At 73.6% G+C, this 16,771-nt stretch carries 10 protein-coding genes and 1 riboswitch; of the genes, 2 read left to right on the top strand and 8 right to left on the bottom strand.

Annotation, left to right across the window (positions count from 1 at the left end; all coding sequences use genetic code 11):
• The 7 genes from ACZ5K7_RS18125 to ACZ5K7_RS18095 all read right to left on the bottom strand — a co-directional run bounded on the left by ACZ5K7_RS18125 (position 1) and on the right by ACZ5K7_RS18095 (position 10,686).
• On the bottom strand, positions 1-1,317 hold the full coding sequence (locus ACZ5K7_RS18125) for a hypothetical protein (RefSeq protein WP_468914535.1): 1,317 nt from the start codon (positions 1,315-1,317) through the stop codon (positions 1-3).
• Between the two features lie 42 nt (positions 1,318-1,359).
• On the bottom strand, positions 1,360-3,996 hold the full coding sequence (locus tag ACZ5K7_RS18120) for a SpoIIE family protein phosphatase (protein WP_468914926.1): 2,637 nt from the start codon (positions 3,994-3,996) through the stop codon (positions 1,360-1,362).
• A 182-nt stretch (positions 3,997-4,178) separates the two neighbouring features.
• Complete coding sequence (locus tag ACZ5K7_RS18115; protein WP_468914534.1) at positions 4,179-6,683, bottom strand: SpoIIE family protein phosphatase; 2,505 nt, start codon at positions 6,681-6,683, stop codon at positions 4,179-4,181.
• A 112-nt stretch (positions 6,684-6,795) separates the two neighbouring features.
• Complete coding sequence (locus ACZ5K7_RS18110) at positions 6,796-7,482, bottom strand: 2-phosphosulfolactate phosphatase (RefSeq protein ID WP_468914533.1); 687 nt, start codon at positions 7,480-7,482, stop codon at positions 6,796-6,798.
• A 23-nt stretch (positions 7,483-7,505) separates the two neighbouring features.
• Positions 7,506-7,793 carry a DUF1232 domain-containing protein gene (locus tag ACZ5K7_RS18105; protein ID WP_351696789.1) on the bottom strand — a complete coding sequence of 96 codons (288 nt, stop codon included), beginning with the start codon at positions 7,791-7,793 and terminating at the stop codon, positions 7,506-7,508.
• Positions 7,794-7,833: 40 nt separating this feature from the next.
• Positions 7,834-9,009 (bottom strand): hypothetical protein, encoded by a 1,176-nt coding sequence (locus ACZ5K7_RS18100; protein WP_468914531.1) that lies wholly within the window; start codon positions 9,007-9,009, stop codon positions 7,834-7,836.
• A 312-nt stretch (positions 9,010-9,321) separates the two neighbouring features.
• Entirely contained in the window at positions 9,322-10,686 is a 1,365-nt protein-coding gene (locus ACZ5K7_RS18095; protein ID WP_468914529.1) for an FAD-dependent oxidoreductase, read from the bottom strand.
• 247 nt (positions 10,687-10,933) lie between these two features.
• Between ACZ5K7_RS18095 and ACZ5K7_RS18090 the strand changes: the two genes are divergently transcribed.
• Complete coding sequence (locus tag ACZ5K7_RS18090) at positions 10,934-11,992, top strand: NAD-dependent epimerase/dehydratase family protein (RefSeq protein WP_351696782.1); 1,059 nt, start codon at positions 10,934-10,936, stop codon at positions 11,990-11,992.
• 16 nt (positions 11,993-12,008) lie between these two features.
• On the opposite strand, the gene ACZ5K7_RS18085 is transcribed toward ACZ5K7_RS18090, so the two are convergent.
• Positions 12,009-14,090, bottom strand: coding sequence for a C40 family peptidase (locus ACZ5K7_RS18085; protein ID WP_468914527.1), 2,082 nt, complete (start codon positions 14,088-14,090; stop codon positions 12,009-12,011).
• An 8-nt stretch (positions 14,091-14,098) separates the two neighbouring features.
• Positions 14,099-14,273, bottom strand: a riboswitch (cyclic di-AMP (ydaO/yuaA leader).
• Positions 14,274-14,670: 397 nt separating this feature from the next.
• Here ACZ5K7_RS18085 and ACZ5K7_RS18080 point away from each other — a divergent pair.
• On the top strand, positions 14,671-16,623 hold the full coding sequence (locus ACZ5K7_RS18080; protein WP_468914924.1) for a DUF1996 domain-containing protein: 1,953 nt from the start codon (positions 14,671-14,673) through the stop codon (positions 16,621-16,623).
• The last annotated feature ends 148 nt before the right edge of the window (positions 16,624-16,771 follow it).

Here is a 16,771-nt window from a genome sequence, read left to right as displayed (position 1 = left end):
TCACGCGAAGCGTGAACTGCGCACCGGTCCCGATGAGTTGACGCGGGCCCGGTCGCCGGTGAGCCAGCTGTCCCGGACGGACTCCGCGAACGCGGCGAACGCCTCGTCCGGGTCGGCGGGCCCCTCACCGTCGCCCTCGTCGGGGGCCGCGGCGGCCCGGACGATCTCGGCGGCCGGCTCCTCCTCGGGCCGCTCGTCGGCCGCCTCCCGCTCCGCCTCGCCGTTCGCGCCGACCCGCAGCCGCTCGCCCCACGGGGCCGCCACCGACTGGTGCAGCAGACCGACGCTGTCCGCGGTGACGGCCGGGGTGTCGGTCCAGCAGCCGGCGTGCTCGTGCAGCACCTGGCCCGGCACGCGCTCGAAGAGGCTGCCGATGACCTCCGGGCCCGACGGATGCCCGGCCAGCTCGTTGAGGTCGTACGCCACGACGACGGTGTCCCGTCGGTCCGGCTCGAACGGCACGGCCGGCAGGTCCAGCACCTCGGCGGCGGCCAGGCCCAGGATCCGCGAGCCGCGGTCGGGCAGCAGGGACACCGAGCGCGGGTCCACCCGCGTGGTGGCCAGCAGGATCGCCAGCCGCCGCAGGCCGGCCAGACACAGCGCGGGGCTGTCCTGGAGCCAGGCGTAGCGGCCCGCCATGCCGGCGGCGAAGCCGAACGGGGAGAGCGTGCCCAGCACCTGGCCGCCGATCACGTACTGCCAGTCACGCAGCCCCGACGGTTCGCCGAGGGCGGCGGCCCGCTCCAGCATCCGGGTCTGGCGGTCCCTGGTGGGCTGCCACTGCGCGTCCTCCGGCTCGGTCAGCCGCGCGTGCTGACGACGGGCCGTGTCGAGGTCGCCCGCCATGAGCGCGTTGTACACCAGCAGATACCGGTCCGGCCAGTCGGCGAACTCGCCTTCGTGCCGGGCCAGTTCGGTCATCGCCTCCTGGTGGCGCTCCTCGCGCTCGTACGCCGACACCAGCTCCCGCAGGACCGCCGGCGCACCCGGGTTGTGGTCCAGCACCGTGCGCAGCGGCGGGATCGCCAGGAAGGACAGGCCGCGTTCGACACACGCGTACCCGAAGTCGAAGAGGTGTTTGGCATGGTCGGGCCGGGCGGCGAGCGCGGCGGCGGCCTGTTCGAGGTCGTCGAAGCCCGCGGCCCGGGCGGCCCGCTCGACCACGAGGGCCACCTCGACGACCGGCGCGTCCTCCCCGGCGGCCCGCAACTGCCGTACCGCTCCGGGAAGATCCCCGGAGTCCAGGCACTCCCAGGCCTTGACGAGGTCGGCGGACTTGGGGCGGCGGTTGCGGCGCGAGAACATGTCCGAGATCATCACCCACGGGGTGACGTGTCCTCAACACAATTGTGCGGGGGCTCAGGGCAGCGGCTGCTCCGCCCAGATGACCTTGCCGGCGGGCGCGTACCGGGTGCCCCAGCGCTCGGCCATCTGCGCGACCAGGAACAGGCCCCGGCCGCCCTCGTCGGTGCTCGCCGCGTACCGCAGATGCGGCGAGGTGGTGCTGGCGTCGGAGACCTCGCAGATCAGCGTCCGGTCACGGAGCAGCCGTACCCCGATGGGCGCACGGCCGTAGCGGATGGCGTTGGTGACCAGCTCGCTGAGGATCAGTTCGGTGGTGAACGACAGCTCGTCCAGGTCCCAGTCCGCGAGCTGACGGGTCACCCTGGACCGCACCTCGGAGACGGCCGCCGGGTCGGCCGGCACCTGCCACTCGGCGACCTGCTCCGCGCCGAGTGCCCGGGTGCGGGCGACGATCAGCGCCACGTCGTCGCTGGGACGGGCCGGCAGCCGCTCCAGGACGGCCGCACAGGTCTCGTCGGGGGTGCCGCCGGCCGCCGACTCCAGGGCACCGGCGAGCAGGTCGAGACCCTCGTCGATGTCCCGCTGCCGGTCCTCGACCAGCCCGTCGGTGTACAGGACCAGACTGCTGCCCTCGGGCAGCTCCACGTCGGCCGTCTCGAAGGGCAGGCCGCCCACTCCCAGCGGCGGACCGGCCGGCACCTCCGGGAACTCCACACTGCCGTCGGGCCTGAGCAGCGCCGGTGGCGGATGACCGGCCCGGGCCACCGTGCAACGCCGGGAGACCGGGTCGTAGATCGCGTAGATGCAGGTCGCGCCCGTGACCGGGGCGGTGTTGTCCGTGGGGGTCTCGTCCTGGTCGATACGGCTCACCAGCTCGTCCAGCAGGCTCAGCAGCTCGTCGGGGGTCAGGTCCAGCGCCGCGAAGTTGTGCACGGCCGTGCGCAGCCGCCCCATGGTCGCCGCCGCGTGCAGCCCGTGCCCCACGACGTCCCCGACCACCAGCGCCACCCGGGCCCCGGACAGCGGCAGGACGTCGAACCAGTCGCCGCCCACGCCGGCCTGCGCCGGCAGATAGCGGTAGGCGATGTCCAGGGCGCTCTGCTCGGGCAGGCTGCGCGGCAGCAGACTGCGCTGGAGTGCCACCGCCATGCTGTGCTCGCGGGTGTAGCGGCGGGCGTTGTCGATGGAGATGGCGGCCCTGGCCACCAGCTCCTCCGCGAGAGCGAGTTCCTCCGTGTCGAACGGCGCGAGCTTCTCCGAACGGCAGAAGTTGGCCAGCCCCAGCACCAGGTTCCCGGCCCGCAGCGGCACCGTGATCAGGGAGTGGATGCCGAACTCCAGAATCCGGCCGGTGAGTTCCACGTCCTGCGCCCGCCAGCCGGGCGCGTCCCGCAGCCGCGGTTCGACGACGGACTCGCCGGAATCCAGAGACCGGGCCTGCGGCGAGGACGGCACGAATCGGATCCGCTCACCGACCTGGTACAGCGGTGCGTCCTTGTCGAGCCCGGCGAACGCGACCCGGCGCAGCGCGTCCCCGGGCTTGGGCTCCTCGCCCTTGAGGACCGCGTCGTACAGGTCGATGGCGGCGTAGTCGGCGAACCGGGGCACGGCCAACTGCGCCAGTTCCTCGGCGGTGCGGGTGACGTCCAGGCTGGTGCCGATGCCCACCCCGGCGTCGTACAGCATGTTGAGGCGCTCGCGGGCCACCTCGGCGCGCCCGGAGAGCGCGCGCAGCTCGGTGGAGTCACGCAGGGTGATGACGCTGCCGGGCGGGCCGCCGCGCACCTCGAAGGGGCGCTGGTTGACGGCCAGCAGCCGGTCCTTGACCAGGTGCACCTCGTCGGTGGCCATCCGGCCCGAGGCGATCAGCTCCGCGGTGTCGCTGTCCAGGCCGAGGTCCCGGATCCGGCGGTGCTCGGCGTCCGCGGGCAGGTCCAGCAGACGCTGTGCCTCGTCGTTGGCGAGCATCAGCCGGCCGTCGCCGTCGACGATCAGCACCCCCTCCCGCACGGAGTGCAGCACCGCGTCGTGGTGCTCGTACATGCGCGTCATCTCGTGCGGGCCGAGACCGTGCGTCTGGCGCCTGAGCCGGCGGCTGACCAGTGCCGTGCCCGCCGTCGCCAGGGCCAGCGCGGCGGCGGCCGAGGTCAGCAGCAGCGGCAGTTGCTGGTCGGCGGTGCCGCCCACGTGCGCGGTGGTGATGCCGGCCGACACCAGCCCCACCACGTTGCCGTCGGTGTCCCTGACCGGGACCACGGCCTGCACCAGCTCCCCGATGGTGCCCTTGACCTCCTCGGTGACCGTGCCGCCGGCCACCGCGGGCCCGATGTTCCCGACGAACTTCTTCCCGATGCGGTCCGGCTTGGGGTGCGTGTAGCGGATCCCCTCGGTGTTCATGACGACGATGAAGTCCACGCCGGTCGCCTTGCGGACCGCCTCCGCCTTGGGCTGGAGCACGGCCGTGGGGTCGGGCAGCCGCAGCGCGGCGGCGGTGCCGGGCGCGTTGGCGAAGGACTCGGCGACGGCCAGGGACCGGTTGCGGGCCTCCGTGCTGCTGTCGTGCCGTACCTGGAGGACCTGTGCCACCACCGCCGACACGACGAGCAGCAGCACGATCACCACCTGCAGCATGAACACCTGTCCGGCCACGCTGCGACCGTTCTGCGCCGACCACCGCCGCCCGGACGGCATGGGCCCGGGCCGGGTCGCCGTCTGCTCCCGCTCTGCGAGCGGCGCGCGCGGAGTCCCGGAAGGGGGCGGCCGAGTGTCGGACCGGCCGGGCAGACGGACCATGAGCCCATGTCTACACTGCCCGGCCCTGCGAGGCGAGAGGGTCTCAGGAGGTATCCGGCTCGATCGCCCGTCGTGCCGTCTCACCGGTGGTCCCCCGACGTCCGGCGGCGGGTGGCGAGCAGCAGTGCCACGTCGTCGGGCCGGTCGGCGGAGAGCCGGGCCGTGGCGGTGAGCCGGTCGGCCACTCCGGCCAGTGAGCGGCCGCCGCGCCGGCCCGGCGCCGAGCCGGCCCTCGCCAGGGCCAGCCGCAGCGCCGTGATGCCGTCGTCGATGTCCTCGCCGGGCCGCTCCACCAGCCCGTCCGTGTACAGGGCCAGGATCGCGTCCGGCTCCAGCTCCAGTTCGGTCACCGGGTACCGGGCGCGCGGGTCCACGCCGAGCACGACTCCGCCGGCGATGTCCACGACACGGGTGCGGCCGTCCGGGGCACGCAGCAGGGGCGGCGGGTGACCGGCCCGGGCGATCCGGGCCAGTCCGGTGGCGGGGTCCAGGCGCAGATAGCAGCAGCTGGCGAACTGGCCCGGGTCGAGGTCGATGAGCAGATGGTTGGTACTGCTCAGCACCTCGTCGGGCGGCCGGTCGCCGAGCGCGAACGCCCGTACCACACTGCGTAGTTGTCCCATGGTGGCCGCCGCCTGCACCCCGTGCCCCTGGACGTCCCCGATGACCAGGGCCAGTCCGTCGCCGGCCTCGACGACGTCGTACCAGTCGCCGCCCACGTCCATCCCCTGGGTGCCCGGCAGGTACCGGCCGGCGGTCTCCACCCGGGGGTGCGTCGACAGCCGGCGGGGCAGCAGCGCCTGCTGGAGGCCGCGGGCCAGGGCCGCTTCGGTGTCGTAGCGCTGGGCCCGCTCCATCGCGTGCGCGATCAGGCCCGCGAGCGCCGTGAGGACGGTGCGCTCCTCGGTGGTGAAGCCGCGCTCGACGTCGAAGCCGAGGATGCAGGAGCCGACCGGGCGGCCGGAGGCGATCAGCGGCAGGAAGGCGCGGGCGCCCACGACGGCGTCCAGGGCGAGGTCCGGGTAGGTGTCCGCCAGCTGCCGCATCGACTCGAAGAACAGCGGTCTGCCGGTCGTGAGGGTCTCCACGCCGGGGATGCCGGCGTCGAGACCGACCCCGTCGAAGGGAGCGAGGAAGCCCGTTGGGAAGCCGTACTCCCAGGCCAGGTAGAGATGCCGGTCCTGGAGGAGGTAGATGGCCAGCCGGCGGCCGCCGAAGGCCGGGAGCAGTTCCTGCATCACCACCGCCGAGACCTGCCGGGCGGTCACCGCGTCGGTCAGCGCGATGGCCAGGGCGATCGGCCGGTACAGCGGGGTCGCCGAGGGGCCGCCGACGGGGGCCGGACCGCCCGCGACACCCGGCTCCGGCGGGCTGGACAGGCGTACCGCCGGGTCGATCCGGTGGGCGGGGACGACCGTTGCGGTGATGACGTCGGGGCCCGGGTGCAGGGACAGGGCGAGCCAGTCGCCCTCCCCGGTGTCCCCGTGGCGGACCTGGAAGTGCACCGGGTCGGGGGCGAGCAGCGCACCGCGCCAGTGGTCGTCGCACGGCGATCCGCTCAGCCACGGCATGACCTCCCACACGGGCCGGCCGAGCAGCTCGTCGGGCGGCCGGCCCGTCAGGCGGGCGGCGGCCGGGTTGACGTAGCGGAGCAGCCCCGACCGATCCAGGCAGAACACGCCCTGGGGGAGCAGATCGGCCACCCCGTCGGCGGACCCGACCGGGCCCGGGTCCACGACGATCCCGGAGACCAGCGTCGGGTCCGCGGCGCCGGGCGGCGGCCACAGTGCCAGCAGGCGGGTGGCGCCGTCCGCGGCCCGCACGCGCAGCGGGGACTCCGGCGGCCGGCCGGCCGCGGTCTCACGGAGCGCGGTCAGCACCCGCTGGGTGTCGTCGGGCGTCACGGCCGCCGCCAGGTCGGCGCCGGTGGCGGGGCAGTCCTCGGGTGCCACGCCGAGCAGGGCGCGCAGCCGGTCGTCCGCGCGTACCGCCGAGGTGACCGGGTCCCAGGTGAAACGGCCGGCCCGGGCCGGCCCGGGGCACAGCTCGGGCGGGCGTACGCACACCGGCTCGCCCTCCCAGGCGACCGCCGCCTCGCCCTCCTCGGCCACCAGCGCGCGCAGCCCGGCCCCCAGGTCCTCGGCCAGCCGGCCCAGGTGGTCCAGGCCGGGCAGCTCGTCCTCCGTGTCAGGGACCGCCGGACGCAGCACCGTGAGCACCCCGAAGGACGGCGCAGCCCCCGGCACGGGCGTGTACACCGACCCGAACTGGAACGGCAGACCGGCCGCGAACTGGGGGTAGCGGCGCACCATCTCGGTGGCGTTCGGCAGCACCACCCGTACCCCGAGCCGGTAGGCGTCCGCGACCGGGAAGGGCCGGTCCATGTGCAGCCGCCACCAGGGCCTGAACAGCGGGCCGGGCAGCCCCACCAGCGTCGCGAGCCGCAGCAGACCGGGGGTGCCGGAGCGCAGGTACACCCCGGCGACGTGGCCGCCCGCCGCGCCCAGGGCGTCGGTCGAGGCGTCGACCAGCAGCGCGGTCAGCCGTTCACGCGCCCGGCCCAGGTGCTCGCCGCTCCCAGTCATCCGGTCCTACCTCGTCCGTGCACCGCCGGGTGGGGACACAGCAAGAATGCGCCACGACGCCCACGGAAGCACCCGGGCGGCACCGACCGGTCGGTCCGCGCGGATCGCCTGCTCAGCCGTCGGCGACCGGGCGCAGCACCAGGTGACCGTCCTCCCGGGCGGCGGCCATGGCGAACGGGAAGGCGTCCGTCTCCAGGCACAGCGGTACGTCCTCGGGGTGGATGCCCTCCCAGCCGAGCCGTGCCCCCTCGGCGAGCCGCGCGGCGGCGCCGGAGTTCCGGGCCCGGTCCACGAACGGACCCGGGTCGAGGCCGTCGTCGGTCACACGCCCGGCGATGTACTGGGCGCAGGCCAGGTCCTCCTCGGCCCGCCCGCCGTCCCCGGTGACGACGAAGGTGACCGCCTCGGGCCGCTCCCGCCGCAGGACGGCGGCGGTGGCCCCGGCGACCACGAAACTCGCGCACAGCAGCAGCCGGGCCCCGGCGACGGCCAGCGCCCCGGCCGTCCCGGCGGTGGTCCGCTGGACGACGGTGCGGCCCGCGACGTCCAGCGAGCGCAGCCGGGCCGGTGAGTTGGCCAGGTCGAAGCCCGGTACCACCGGACCGTCCTGGAAGGCCAGCCAGCCCGGGTGGCGGGACTTCAACTCCAGTGCCTCGTCGAGGGTTTCGGCGAAGACGATCCGCTCCGCCCCCTGCCGGAAGGCCCCGGCCGCCACGGTGAACGCCCGCATCACGTCGATGACCACGGCGACATCGGGCGGCGAGGAGAGCCCGGAGACACCGGTGAACGTGGTTCGCATCAGCCCATCATGCCCTGGGCGGCTCAGAGTTCGGGCTCCTCTGTCGGCAGTACCCGGGCCGCCCGCATCGAGCGCAGGGCCAGCAGGAGGACGCCGATGTCGTCCAGGTAGATCGGGTCGGGGAGCAGGTCGGTCGGCAGCACCAGGTACAGGACGGCGCCCCAGAACACCCAGCGCGGTCCGGTGGGCAGTCCGGCCCGGCGCAGCGTGCGCCGGGTACGGACCAGTCGTACGAGCACGGTGACCGCCCCGGCGAGCAGGGCGGCCGCGACGATCGCGCAGATCACGAGCACGGTCGTGGTGGTGTCCATGGCTGTCCTGTCGTCCGGCCCCGGTCCGGCCCGGGGTTCCTCACTTGTCCGTCTTCCCGGTTTCCTCGTCGGGCATGGCCGTCGGTTCGGCATTCTCCTTCGGCGGTCGCAGACCCTTGAAGACCCGAGTCAACTGCTGGAAGGGGGAGGCGGCTTGGGCCGTGGGCAGGGCGGGGGAGGGTGTGTCGCGGAGGGCGGCGAGCGCCTCGTCGGCCCGCTCGGCGGCCTCCCGGTACAGGTCGCGGGACCTGGTCATGGCCTCCAGGGCCTCGGCGTACTGCGCGACCCGCTCGCGTTCGCGTGCGAGCTCCTCCTCCAGCGTCATCAGGGTCCAGTTGTCGCGCAGATCGGCCAGCGCCTCCGCGGCGCCCTGCGGCGCGGGCTTGGGCAGCGCGGCGAACCGGCTCAGGGCGGCGATCAGCTCGGTGGACTCCGAGCCGTCCAGGAAGACGCTGCGCACCGCGTACTCCCGCGCGTCGTAACCGGACGGTGCCGGATCCGGGGGCAGCAGGACGGCGCCGCCGCGCGGCACCTCCACGCCGAGGTCGCGCACCGCCCAGTTGACGGCACGGAACTGCTGGGGCGTGGCCCGGTGCTCCACGACACGGTGGGCGAGACCGGGCGGCAGCTGCCGGACCAGCGGCAGCCGGCCGAGCGCGTCGGGCGTCATCGCCTCGTGCACCACGAGGTTGACGCACCAGGCGTCCTTCGCGGCGTCGCGCAGCACCCGCCGCATGTCCTTGTCGTCGGCGGGCAGCGGATTGACCGTGCGCAGCCGCAGGCCCGCGACGGCTGGGTGGTAGTCCCAGGCGGCCTCGCCCCCGTCACCGGCCTCGTCGCCGTCGGGCCAGAACATCGTCGCCGGGGAGGGCCAGGTCTCGTCCCAGGGCCGCTCGGCCTCGGCGACGAGCTGCCACTCCCGTCCGGCCTGCCGTGTCGCGAGGGTCAGCCGGGCGCGCACCGTCACCGTGCCGTCGTCGACGCGCCAACGGGCCTCGAAGACCCGCGGACCGGACTCCCCGGGCAGGGCGGCCTCCCCGGGCACGGCGGATCCGGCGGGCACGGGGGGTTCGGCGAAGTCGTCGAGGGCGCCGGTCTCCTTGCGGCGGCGCAGGATCCGGCGGATCACCTCCTCGGAGTCCGGGCCCGTGTGGCGGCCGCGAGCGGGCCAGACGGTGGGCGGAAGGACGGCACGGTCGGCGGCGGAGTTCGACATGGGCCAATCTGCTGATGGGAGCGGGGTGTGCGTTCCAGTATCACCGCCCGGGAGCGTGTCTCACAGGGCGGGGGCCGCCCGCGCACGGGGAACGCGCCCCGCACCCGGGGTGTGCACCGTGTGCGTCGTACGACTCCGGTTCACCCGTGTCCCTGACCAGGCGGATTCCGGACAATGGTGCGGCGAACGGGGTCTGCCCGTCCATCCGCACAGGGGCCGGCCCCGTTCGCCCGGCCGACGGTGAACACGTGAGGGGGGCCGACGGCGATCCGTCGGCCCCCCTTCGAGCCCTTCGGGCGGTTCAGCGTCGTGTCACGCGCCGCTCTCCCGGAGCATGTCCTCGCGCTCGACGAGCTTGACGCGCTCGCGGCCCTGCGGCTCGCCCAGCGCCCGCTCGGCGGCGTCCAGCTTGTACCAGCCCTCCCAGGTGGTGAAGCGGACGTTCCGCTCGGCGAGGAAGGCGTCCACGGCCTCCGGCGCGGGCGACTCGGGGGTGCCCAGCCGGCCGTTGGCGTGGTCGTCCAGCAGGTTGGAGACCGTCTCGTTGGCGTCGCCCTTGGTGTGCCCGATCAGACCGACCGGGCCACGGCGGATCCAGCCGGTGACGTACGTCGACCGGAGGTGGTTGCCGCTCTCCTCGATGACCCGGCCGCCCTCGTCCGGGACGGTGCCCGAGTCGATGTCCCAGGGCAGCTTGGGCAGCTTGTCCGAGAGGTAGCCGACCGCGCGGTAGACCGCACCGAGCTCCCAGTCCTTGAACTCGCCGGTGCCCTTGACGTTGCCGGTGCCGTCCAGGGCGGTGCGCTCGGTGCGCAGGCCGATGACCTTGCCGTCCTCGCCGAGGATCTCGGTCGGCGACTCGAAGAAGTGCAGGAAGAGCTTGTGCGGGCGGTCGCCGACATCGCGGATCGCCCAGTTCTCCAGGGTCTTGGCGACCATGTCGGCCTGCTTGTTGCCGCGCCGGGTCTCGATCGAGCCCTCGTCGTAGTCGATGTCCTCGGGATCGACGATGACCTCGATGTTGGGGGAGTGGTCCAGCTCCCGCAGCTCCATCGGGGAGAACTTCGCCTGCGCCGGGCCGCGGCGGCCGAAGACGTGCACCTCAAGGGCCTTGTTGGCCTTCAGGCCGTCGTGGACGTTCGGCGGGATCTCGGTCGGCAGCAGCTCGTCGGCGGTCTTGGCGAGGATGCGGGCCACGTCCAGGGCCACGTTGCCGACGCCGAGGACCGCGACCTTCTCCGCCTCCAGCGGCCAGGTGCGGGGCACGTCGGGGTGGCCGTCGTACCAGGAGACGAAGTCGGCGGCGCCGTAGGAGCCGTCCAGCTCGATGCCGGGTATCCGCAGTTCGCGGTCGGCGGTCGCGCCGGTCGAGAAGATCACCGCGTCGTAGAAGGAGCGCAGGTCGTCGAGGCTGATGTCGGTGGGGTAGTCCACGTTGCCGAAGAGGCGGATCTGCGGCTTGTCGAGCACCTGGTGCAGGGCCGTGATGATGCCCTTGATGCGCGGGTGGTCGGGGGCGACGCCGTACCGGATCAGGCCGAACGGGGCGGGCATCCGCTCGAAGAGGTCGATGGACACGCCGGGCTCGGCGGCCACCCCGGACTTGAGCAGGGCGTCGGCGGCGTAGATCCCGGCGGGGCCGGCTCCGACGATGGCTACCCGCAGGGGGCGCGGCATGATCAGGTTCCCTTCGAGTGAGGACAATCGATCTCGAACGGGAAGCCTAAACTAAGGCAGTCCTAAGTTTGTACGCGGGTCCGGTCTATGACCTCATAAGCCGATCTTATGACGTGTATCCGGTCCGGCTTATGACTTCCGCGCTGTCATGGTGGTCTCCCGGTGCTTGGCGGACGCCCCGGGCATGCACCAACCTGTCCTCTGCGGCGCACCGAGGCGCGGTGGCCGAAGGGCGAGGGGTGAGAGCGTGGACGCACGCGGGGAGACGACCGTCGCGGTCACCGGCGGCAGCGGATTCGTCGGCAGCCATCTGGTGCGCAGGCTGCTGGAGCGCGGCTACCGGGTCCGCGCGACCGTCCGGCGCCTCTCCGCCGCGGCCAAGGTCCGGCCCCTGTGGGAACTCCAGGAGGCCTTCCCCGGCCGGCTCGCCCTGTTCGAGGCCGACCTGCTCGAGGACGGCTCCTTCGACGAGGCGTTCCGCGGCTGTGCGACCGTCTTCCACGTGGCCTCACCGTTCCTGATGCCGGAGCGGATCAAGGACGGCCAACGGGACGTGGTGGACCCGGCGTTGCTCGGCACCCGCAACGTGCTCGCGAGCGTGGACCGTACCCCGGACGTGGTGACCCTGGTCTTCACCTCCACCGTCGGCGCGATCTTCGGCGACTACTCCGACGTCCGCGAGATGGCCGGCGAGATCCTGACGGAGAAGTACTTCAACACCACCAGCACGGTGGCCGGCAATCCCTACCACTACGCCAAGACGGTCGCCGAACGAGCCGCCTGGGACGCCGAGGCCGCCCAGGACCGCTGGCGCATGGTCTCCGTCAACCCCGGCCTGATTCTGGGCCCTTCGCTCACGCCCGCCTCCGAGTCCGGCAGCCTGTTCCTGCTGGACGAGCTGTTCAAGGGCTACTTCTGCTACGGCGCCCCGGACTTCAGCTTCACCACCGCGGACGTCCGCGACGTGGCCGACGCGCACATCGCGGCGGCGGAGAACCCGGCGGCGGGCGGCCGTTACATCGTGGCCAACGAGACGATGACGTCCTTCCACGAGATGTCCCGGATCATCCGCACCCGCCGTCCCTGGGATCCGCGCCTGCCGCGCACCGCGCTCCCGCACTGGCCGGTACGGATCCTGGGTCCGTCCTTCGGTCTGACCCAGGACTACATACGCAAGCACCTCGGCATCCGCTTCCGCGTCGACAACAGCCGGGGCGTCCAGGAACTGGGCCTCACCTACCGGCCCGTCGAGGAGACCCTCCTGGACCACCACGAGAGCTGGCGCACGCGGCGGCGGAGGGTCTGACCCCGACGGCCGGGTCTCAGGCCGGGCGGATCACCCGGTGGATCGCCGACTCCCCGGCGTTGTAGATCGACTCCTCGCGGATGGACGCCCCCGGGCTCGGCGCGTGGATCATCATGCCGTTGCCCGCGTAGACCCCGACGTGGCTGTCGTTGTCGAAGAAGAAGACCAGGTCGCCGGGCTCGATGGCGGCCAGCGTCAGCGGGGTGCCGGCGAAGGTCTGGTCCGGCGCGCTGCGCGGCAGCGACACCCCGGCGGCCCGCCAGGCGGCCTGGGTGAGGCTGGAGCAGTCGTACGACTCCGGACCGGTCGCGCCCCAGACACAGGGCCGCCCGATCTGCGCCCGGGCGAACGCCAGCGCCTTCATGGCCTTGCCGGGCTCGGCCGCGGCACCGGGCACGAGGAAGGATCCGGTGTCGGTGACGGCGCCGGGCGCGAAGGTGACCGCGGCGGCCGGGGGCGCGGTGGGGAGCGGGGCGGTGACCACGGGCGGCGCGGTCGGGACGGGGGCGGTGACCACCGGGGGTGCGGTCGGCACAGGGGCGGCGGTGGGGAACGGGGCCGGGGCGACCGGAGCCGGGGCAACCGGGGCTGCGGTGGCCATCGCCATGGGGGGCGCGCTCATCGCGGCGGGGGACGCCATCATCGCCCACGGAGGGTCCGTCACCGCCGTGGGTATCACCGCCGTGGGTATCGGCGCCTGGGGCGCGGGCATCGCCGGGGCGGTGGCGTAGGCGGCGGCCGCGGGCTGCATCGCGGCCGCGTAGGCGCCCGTGTCGGCGGCGGGCGCGTCGGGGTAGGCGCTGGTGCCGAAGTCGGCCGGGGGCATGGCGGCGGGGGCCGGCATGGCGTAGGCGGCGGGATAGACGGTCTCCGCGGCGGCCGGGGGCGCGCCGGCGTAGGCGGCGGTCGCGGCCGGCGCCATACCCGGGAAGAAACCGGTGTCGATCGGGCCCGAGACGGGCGCGGCGGCCATGGCGGGTGCGGCGGTCGGGAAGGCGCCGGTGTTGGCGGGGGCCGCGGTCGGGAACGCGCCCGTGTTCGTGGGTGTCGCGGTCGGGAACGCGCCCGTGTCGTCCGGCATCGGGAACGTGCCGGTGGCGCCCGGAGTCATGACCCGGAAGGAACCGGTGTCGCCGGGGCTCGCGGGCGGCACGGCACCCACGTCCATGGCGGTCACGGCCGGGAAGGCGCCGGTGGCGCCCGGGGTCATGATGCGGAAGCCACCCGTGTCCGCCGGGGACATGGGCTGGGCGGCGCCCGGGGTCATGACGCGGAAGGAGCCGGTGTCCGTCGCGGGCACCGCCGGGATGGCGCCCGTGTCCGTCACGGTCATCGCCGGGAAGGCGCCCGTACCGGTCAGGGCGTCGGTCTGGAAGGCGCCGGTGTCGCCGTACTGGCCGGGCATGCCGGCGGGGGCCGGCCACTGCTGCGCCGGGACATGCGCCTCGGGCGTGGGCCAGGGGGCCTGGACGGCCGGGGCCGGCTGCGGGGCCGGCGCGGCCGGTTCGAGCGCCGCGATCGCGCGCTGCCCGGTGCGCCGGGACAGCACCTCGCGCGCCTTGGCGATCTTCAGCTGGCTCTTGGTCTTGGACGTGCCCGGGGTGGCACGCTGCGGCGCGGCGGGGGGCAGCGCCTTGGGCGCGCTCGACGAGCCCGGGGGCAGCGCCGCGGGGGACCCGGCCGTCAGTTCCAGCTTTGGACGCTCCGGCAGTTCACGGACGACCTCGATGTCGCTGTTCGCGGACGGCCCCGCGGTCAGCTCCGGCCGGGACGGCCCGGAGTCCTCCAACTGGCCCAGCAGGTCGGCGGCCATGGCGCTGACGGGCCGCCGCGGGCCGGGCCGGGTGGGCTGCCGGTCGGAGGGCAGCGCCGCCGGGACACTCGGCCCCAGTCGCGATCGCGCGCCGTCGAACCACTCCCGGGCGATGCTCTCGAGGCCCGGGTCGTCACGCCGGGGCCGCTTGAACAGCGGGACACCGCGGGACCGCGAGCCCCCGTTCATCGCACGTGTGGCGTTGTAGTTCCCGGTGGCGTTCTCGGCCTGGTCGTAGAGGCTGTCGATCCGCTGTCGAACCTCGTCACGGCTCTCGGGCGCCATGGGGGTCGTGCTCCTTCCGTGCTCCGCCTACCGAGTTAGCTGTCGGGTTCGGGCGGGTCGATCCGGAAGGCATGCCCTACGGTCCTTGCCCCTAAGGGCAGTTGACCGATTCACCCCAGTGGTTCGGTTGGGTCCCCGGCTCCGGAACGCCCCGTTGGGCACCGGATTAGGCGGAGGCCGCGCGGCCCGACGGGATTCGCCGGGGGGAGCCGAGCGGCTTGCCCGTCAACTTAGCCAACTTGTGTCACTCGTGTGAAGGTTGAAGTGCGTAATGTCCGATACGTAATTGTGATGTTCGTCGTAGCGTTCGAGATCCGGCCGTGCGGGACGGTATTTCGCCCGCACCCCGATCGCCGTCGCGCGGCCGTCGCAGCGGTGCCGTCGGCTGCCCGAGGAGTTCGCTTCCTGTGAGGTCACCGTGAATTTCCGGGACAGTTGAACACAGTGGCGCCACGCCGCGTATAGGGCGAGGGATTTCCATGTCCGGCCGACCACGACACGCAGGGGAACGACCTTGAGACCCAACAGGCGCAGACGCCCGACCGGCGCACAACGCGCGACCTTCGCAGCGGTCGCTCTGATGCTCGGCGGCGGAACACTGGTCGCGGTGAACGTCTACGCCTCGGCGACCGAATCGGACCAGTCCGGGCAGACCGCCACCGCCCAGGTGCTGTCCGCGCCCACCGTCTACTGCCCCGACGTCGGCAGTCGGCTGACGGACGTGCCCGACGCGGCCCGGGCCGACGTGGACGGTGAACTCGCCCAGCTGGACCAGCAGATCGCGGCCGCCTATCAGCAGCTCAAGGAGTCGGCCGCGGCGATCCAGCAGAACCCCGGCCTCGCCGACCAGACGATCCTGGATCCGCTGAAGGAGAAGCGGTCCGAATCCCTCCAGCGCATCGCCGACGCCATCGGCCGCGAGGGCGACCGCCCCCAGGGCCTCGACGACCTCGCCGCCTGCACCCTGCGCTCCTCGGACCAGGGCGCCGGGCAGTCGGCGTCACCGCAGGACGGCGCCACACCGAGCCAGAGCGCCAGTGCGAGCGCCGGCGCCAGTGCGAGTGCCGGCGCGGGTGCCGGGATCGGCGGCCAGGGCGGCAACGGCCCCGTCGCCGCCGACTACGCCGACATCACCACCGTCCAGCCCAATGTCGCGACCCCGGCCGAGCAACCCGGCGGCTCCACCGGCACCTTCGCCTCCAGTTGCGGTGTCAACGCGAACGGCCTGTTCAACTCGGACAACGTGATCGTCGCGCCCGGTGTCTCCAACGGCGCCCACCACTTCCACGACTACATCGGCAACCAGTCCAACAACGCCTTCGCCAGCGACGACGACCTCGCCAACGCCGACACCAGCTGCGCGGATCAGGGCGACAAGTCCACGTACTACTGGCCCGTGCTGCGGCTGCAGAACGGCAAGCAGGAGCGGGACGCCGACAAGCCGGGCGGCGGCACCGAGGGCAACGCCGGGCAGATCGTCACGGCGAAGCAGGTCACGCTGACCTTCGAGGGCAACCCGACCTCCAAGGTCACCGAGATGCCGCGGCTGCTGCGCATCATCACCGGTGACGCCAAGGCCTTCGTCAACGGCCCGGCCAACGCCAACGCCTCCTGGAGCTGCACCGGTTTCGAGGACCGGCAGCTCAAGGACAAGTACCCGCTCTGCCCCTCGGGCAGTGACGTCGTACGCACGTTCAAGTTCCAGAGCTGCTGGGACGGCCGGAACATCGACAGCGCCAACCACCGCACCCATGTGGCGTTCGCCGCGGCCGACGGCAGCTGCCCCGCCGGTTTCCAGGCGATCCCGCAGCTGGTGCAGCGCATCGTCTACGACGTCGACGCACCGAGCCTCCAGGACGGCGGCCGTACCGTCCCGCTGTTCTCGGTGGACTCGTTCCCCGAGCAGCTGCACAAGCCCGTCACCGACCACGGCGACTTCATCAACGTCTTCGACGAGGGCCTGATGCGGAAGATGGTCGACTGCATCAACTCCGGCCGTACCTGCGGGGCGGGGGCCGACGAGCAGCCGCCGTCGCAGAGCGCCGAACCCGACCCGTCCGAGTCGGCGAGCCCGGAGAACCCGCCGTCCGAGTCGGCGAGCCCGGTCACCGAGCCGAGCGAGACGGCGACCCAGGCCGACCCGCCGGCCGAGACCGAGAGCGCCCAGCCCTCCGAGCCGCCGGCCGAGCCGTCCGCCACGAAGACCGCGGGCGGCAACACCGGTCTGCCGCAGGTCTACACGAGCGCCTCGCCCAAGAAGTCGTCGGGCACGGGGGGCGGTGTCATCAGCCGGCCGACCGAGCGGCCCGAGACCCAGACCCCGGCCGGCACGGCGACCGGCACGGCGACCGAGGCCGGTGCCGCTCCGGCGGGCCAGGAGAACCCGTCCACCGCACCCCAGACCGAGCCGCAGGCCGTCCAGGGTGATCTCGCCGAGACCGGCGCCCACCTGTGGCCGGCTCTCTTCGGCGGACTGCTGCTGGCCGCCGGGTTCGTGCTGCTGTGGCGCACCCGGTGGAGGAACTCGGCCTGACGCGGCCGACACGGCTCCGCCCGGCCTCGGGGGGGGGGGGGGGGGGGGGGGGGGGGTGGGGGGGAGGGGGGGGGGGGGGGGGGGGGGGGGGGGGGGGGGGGGGGGGGGGGTGGGGGGGGGGGGGGGGGAGGGGTGGTGGGTCCTTGTT

The sequence above is a fragment of the Streptomyces sp. NPDC031497 genome, from assembly GCF_055580905.1.
This window is presented reverse-complemented; position numbering and strand designations above follow the sequence as displayed.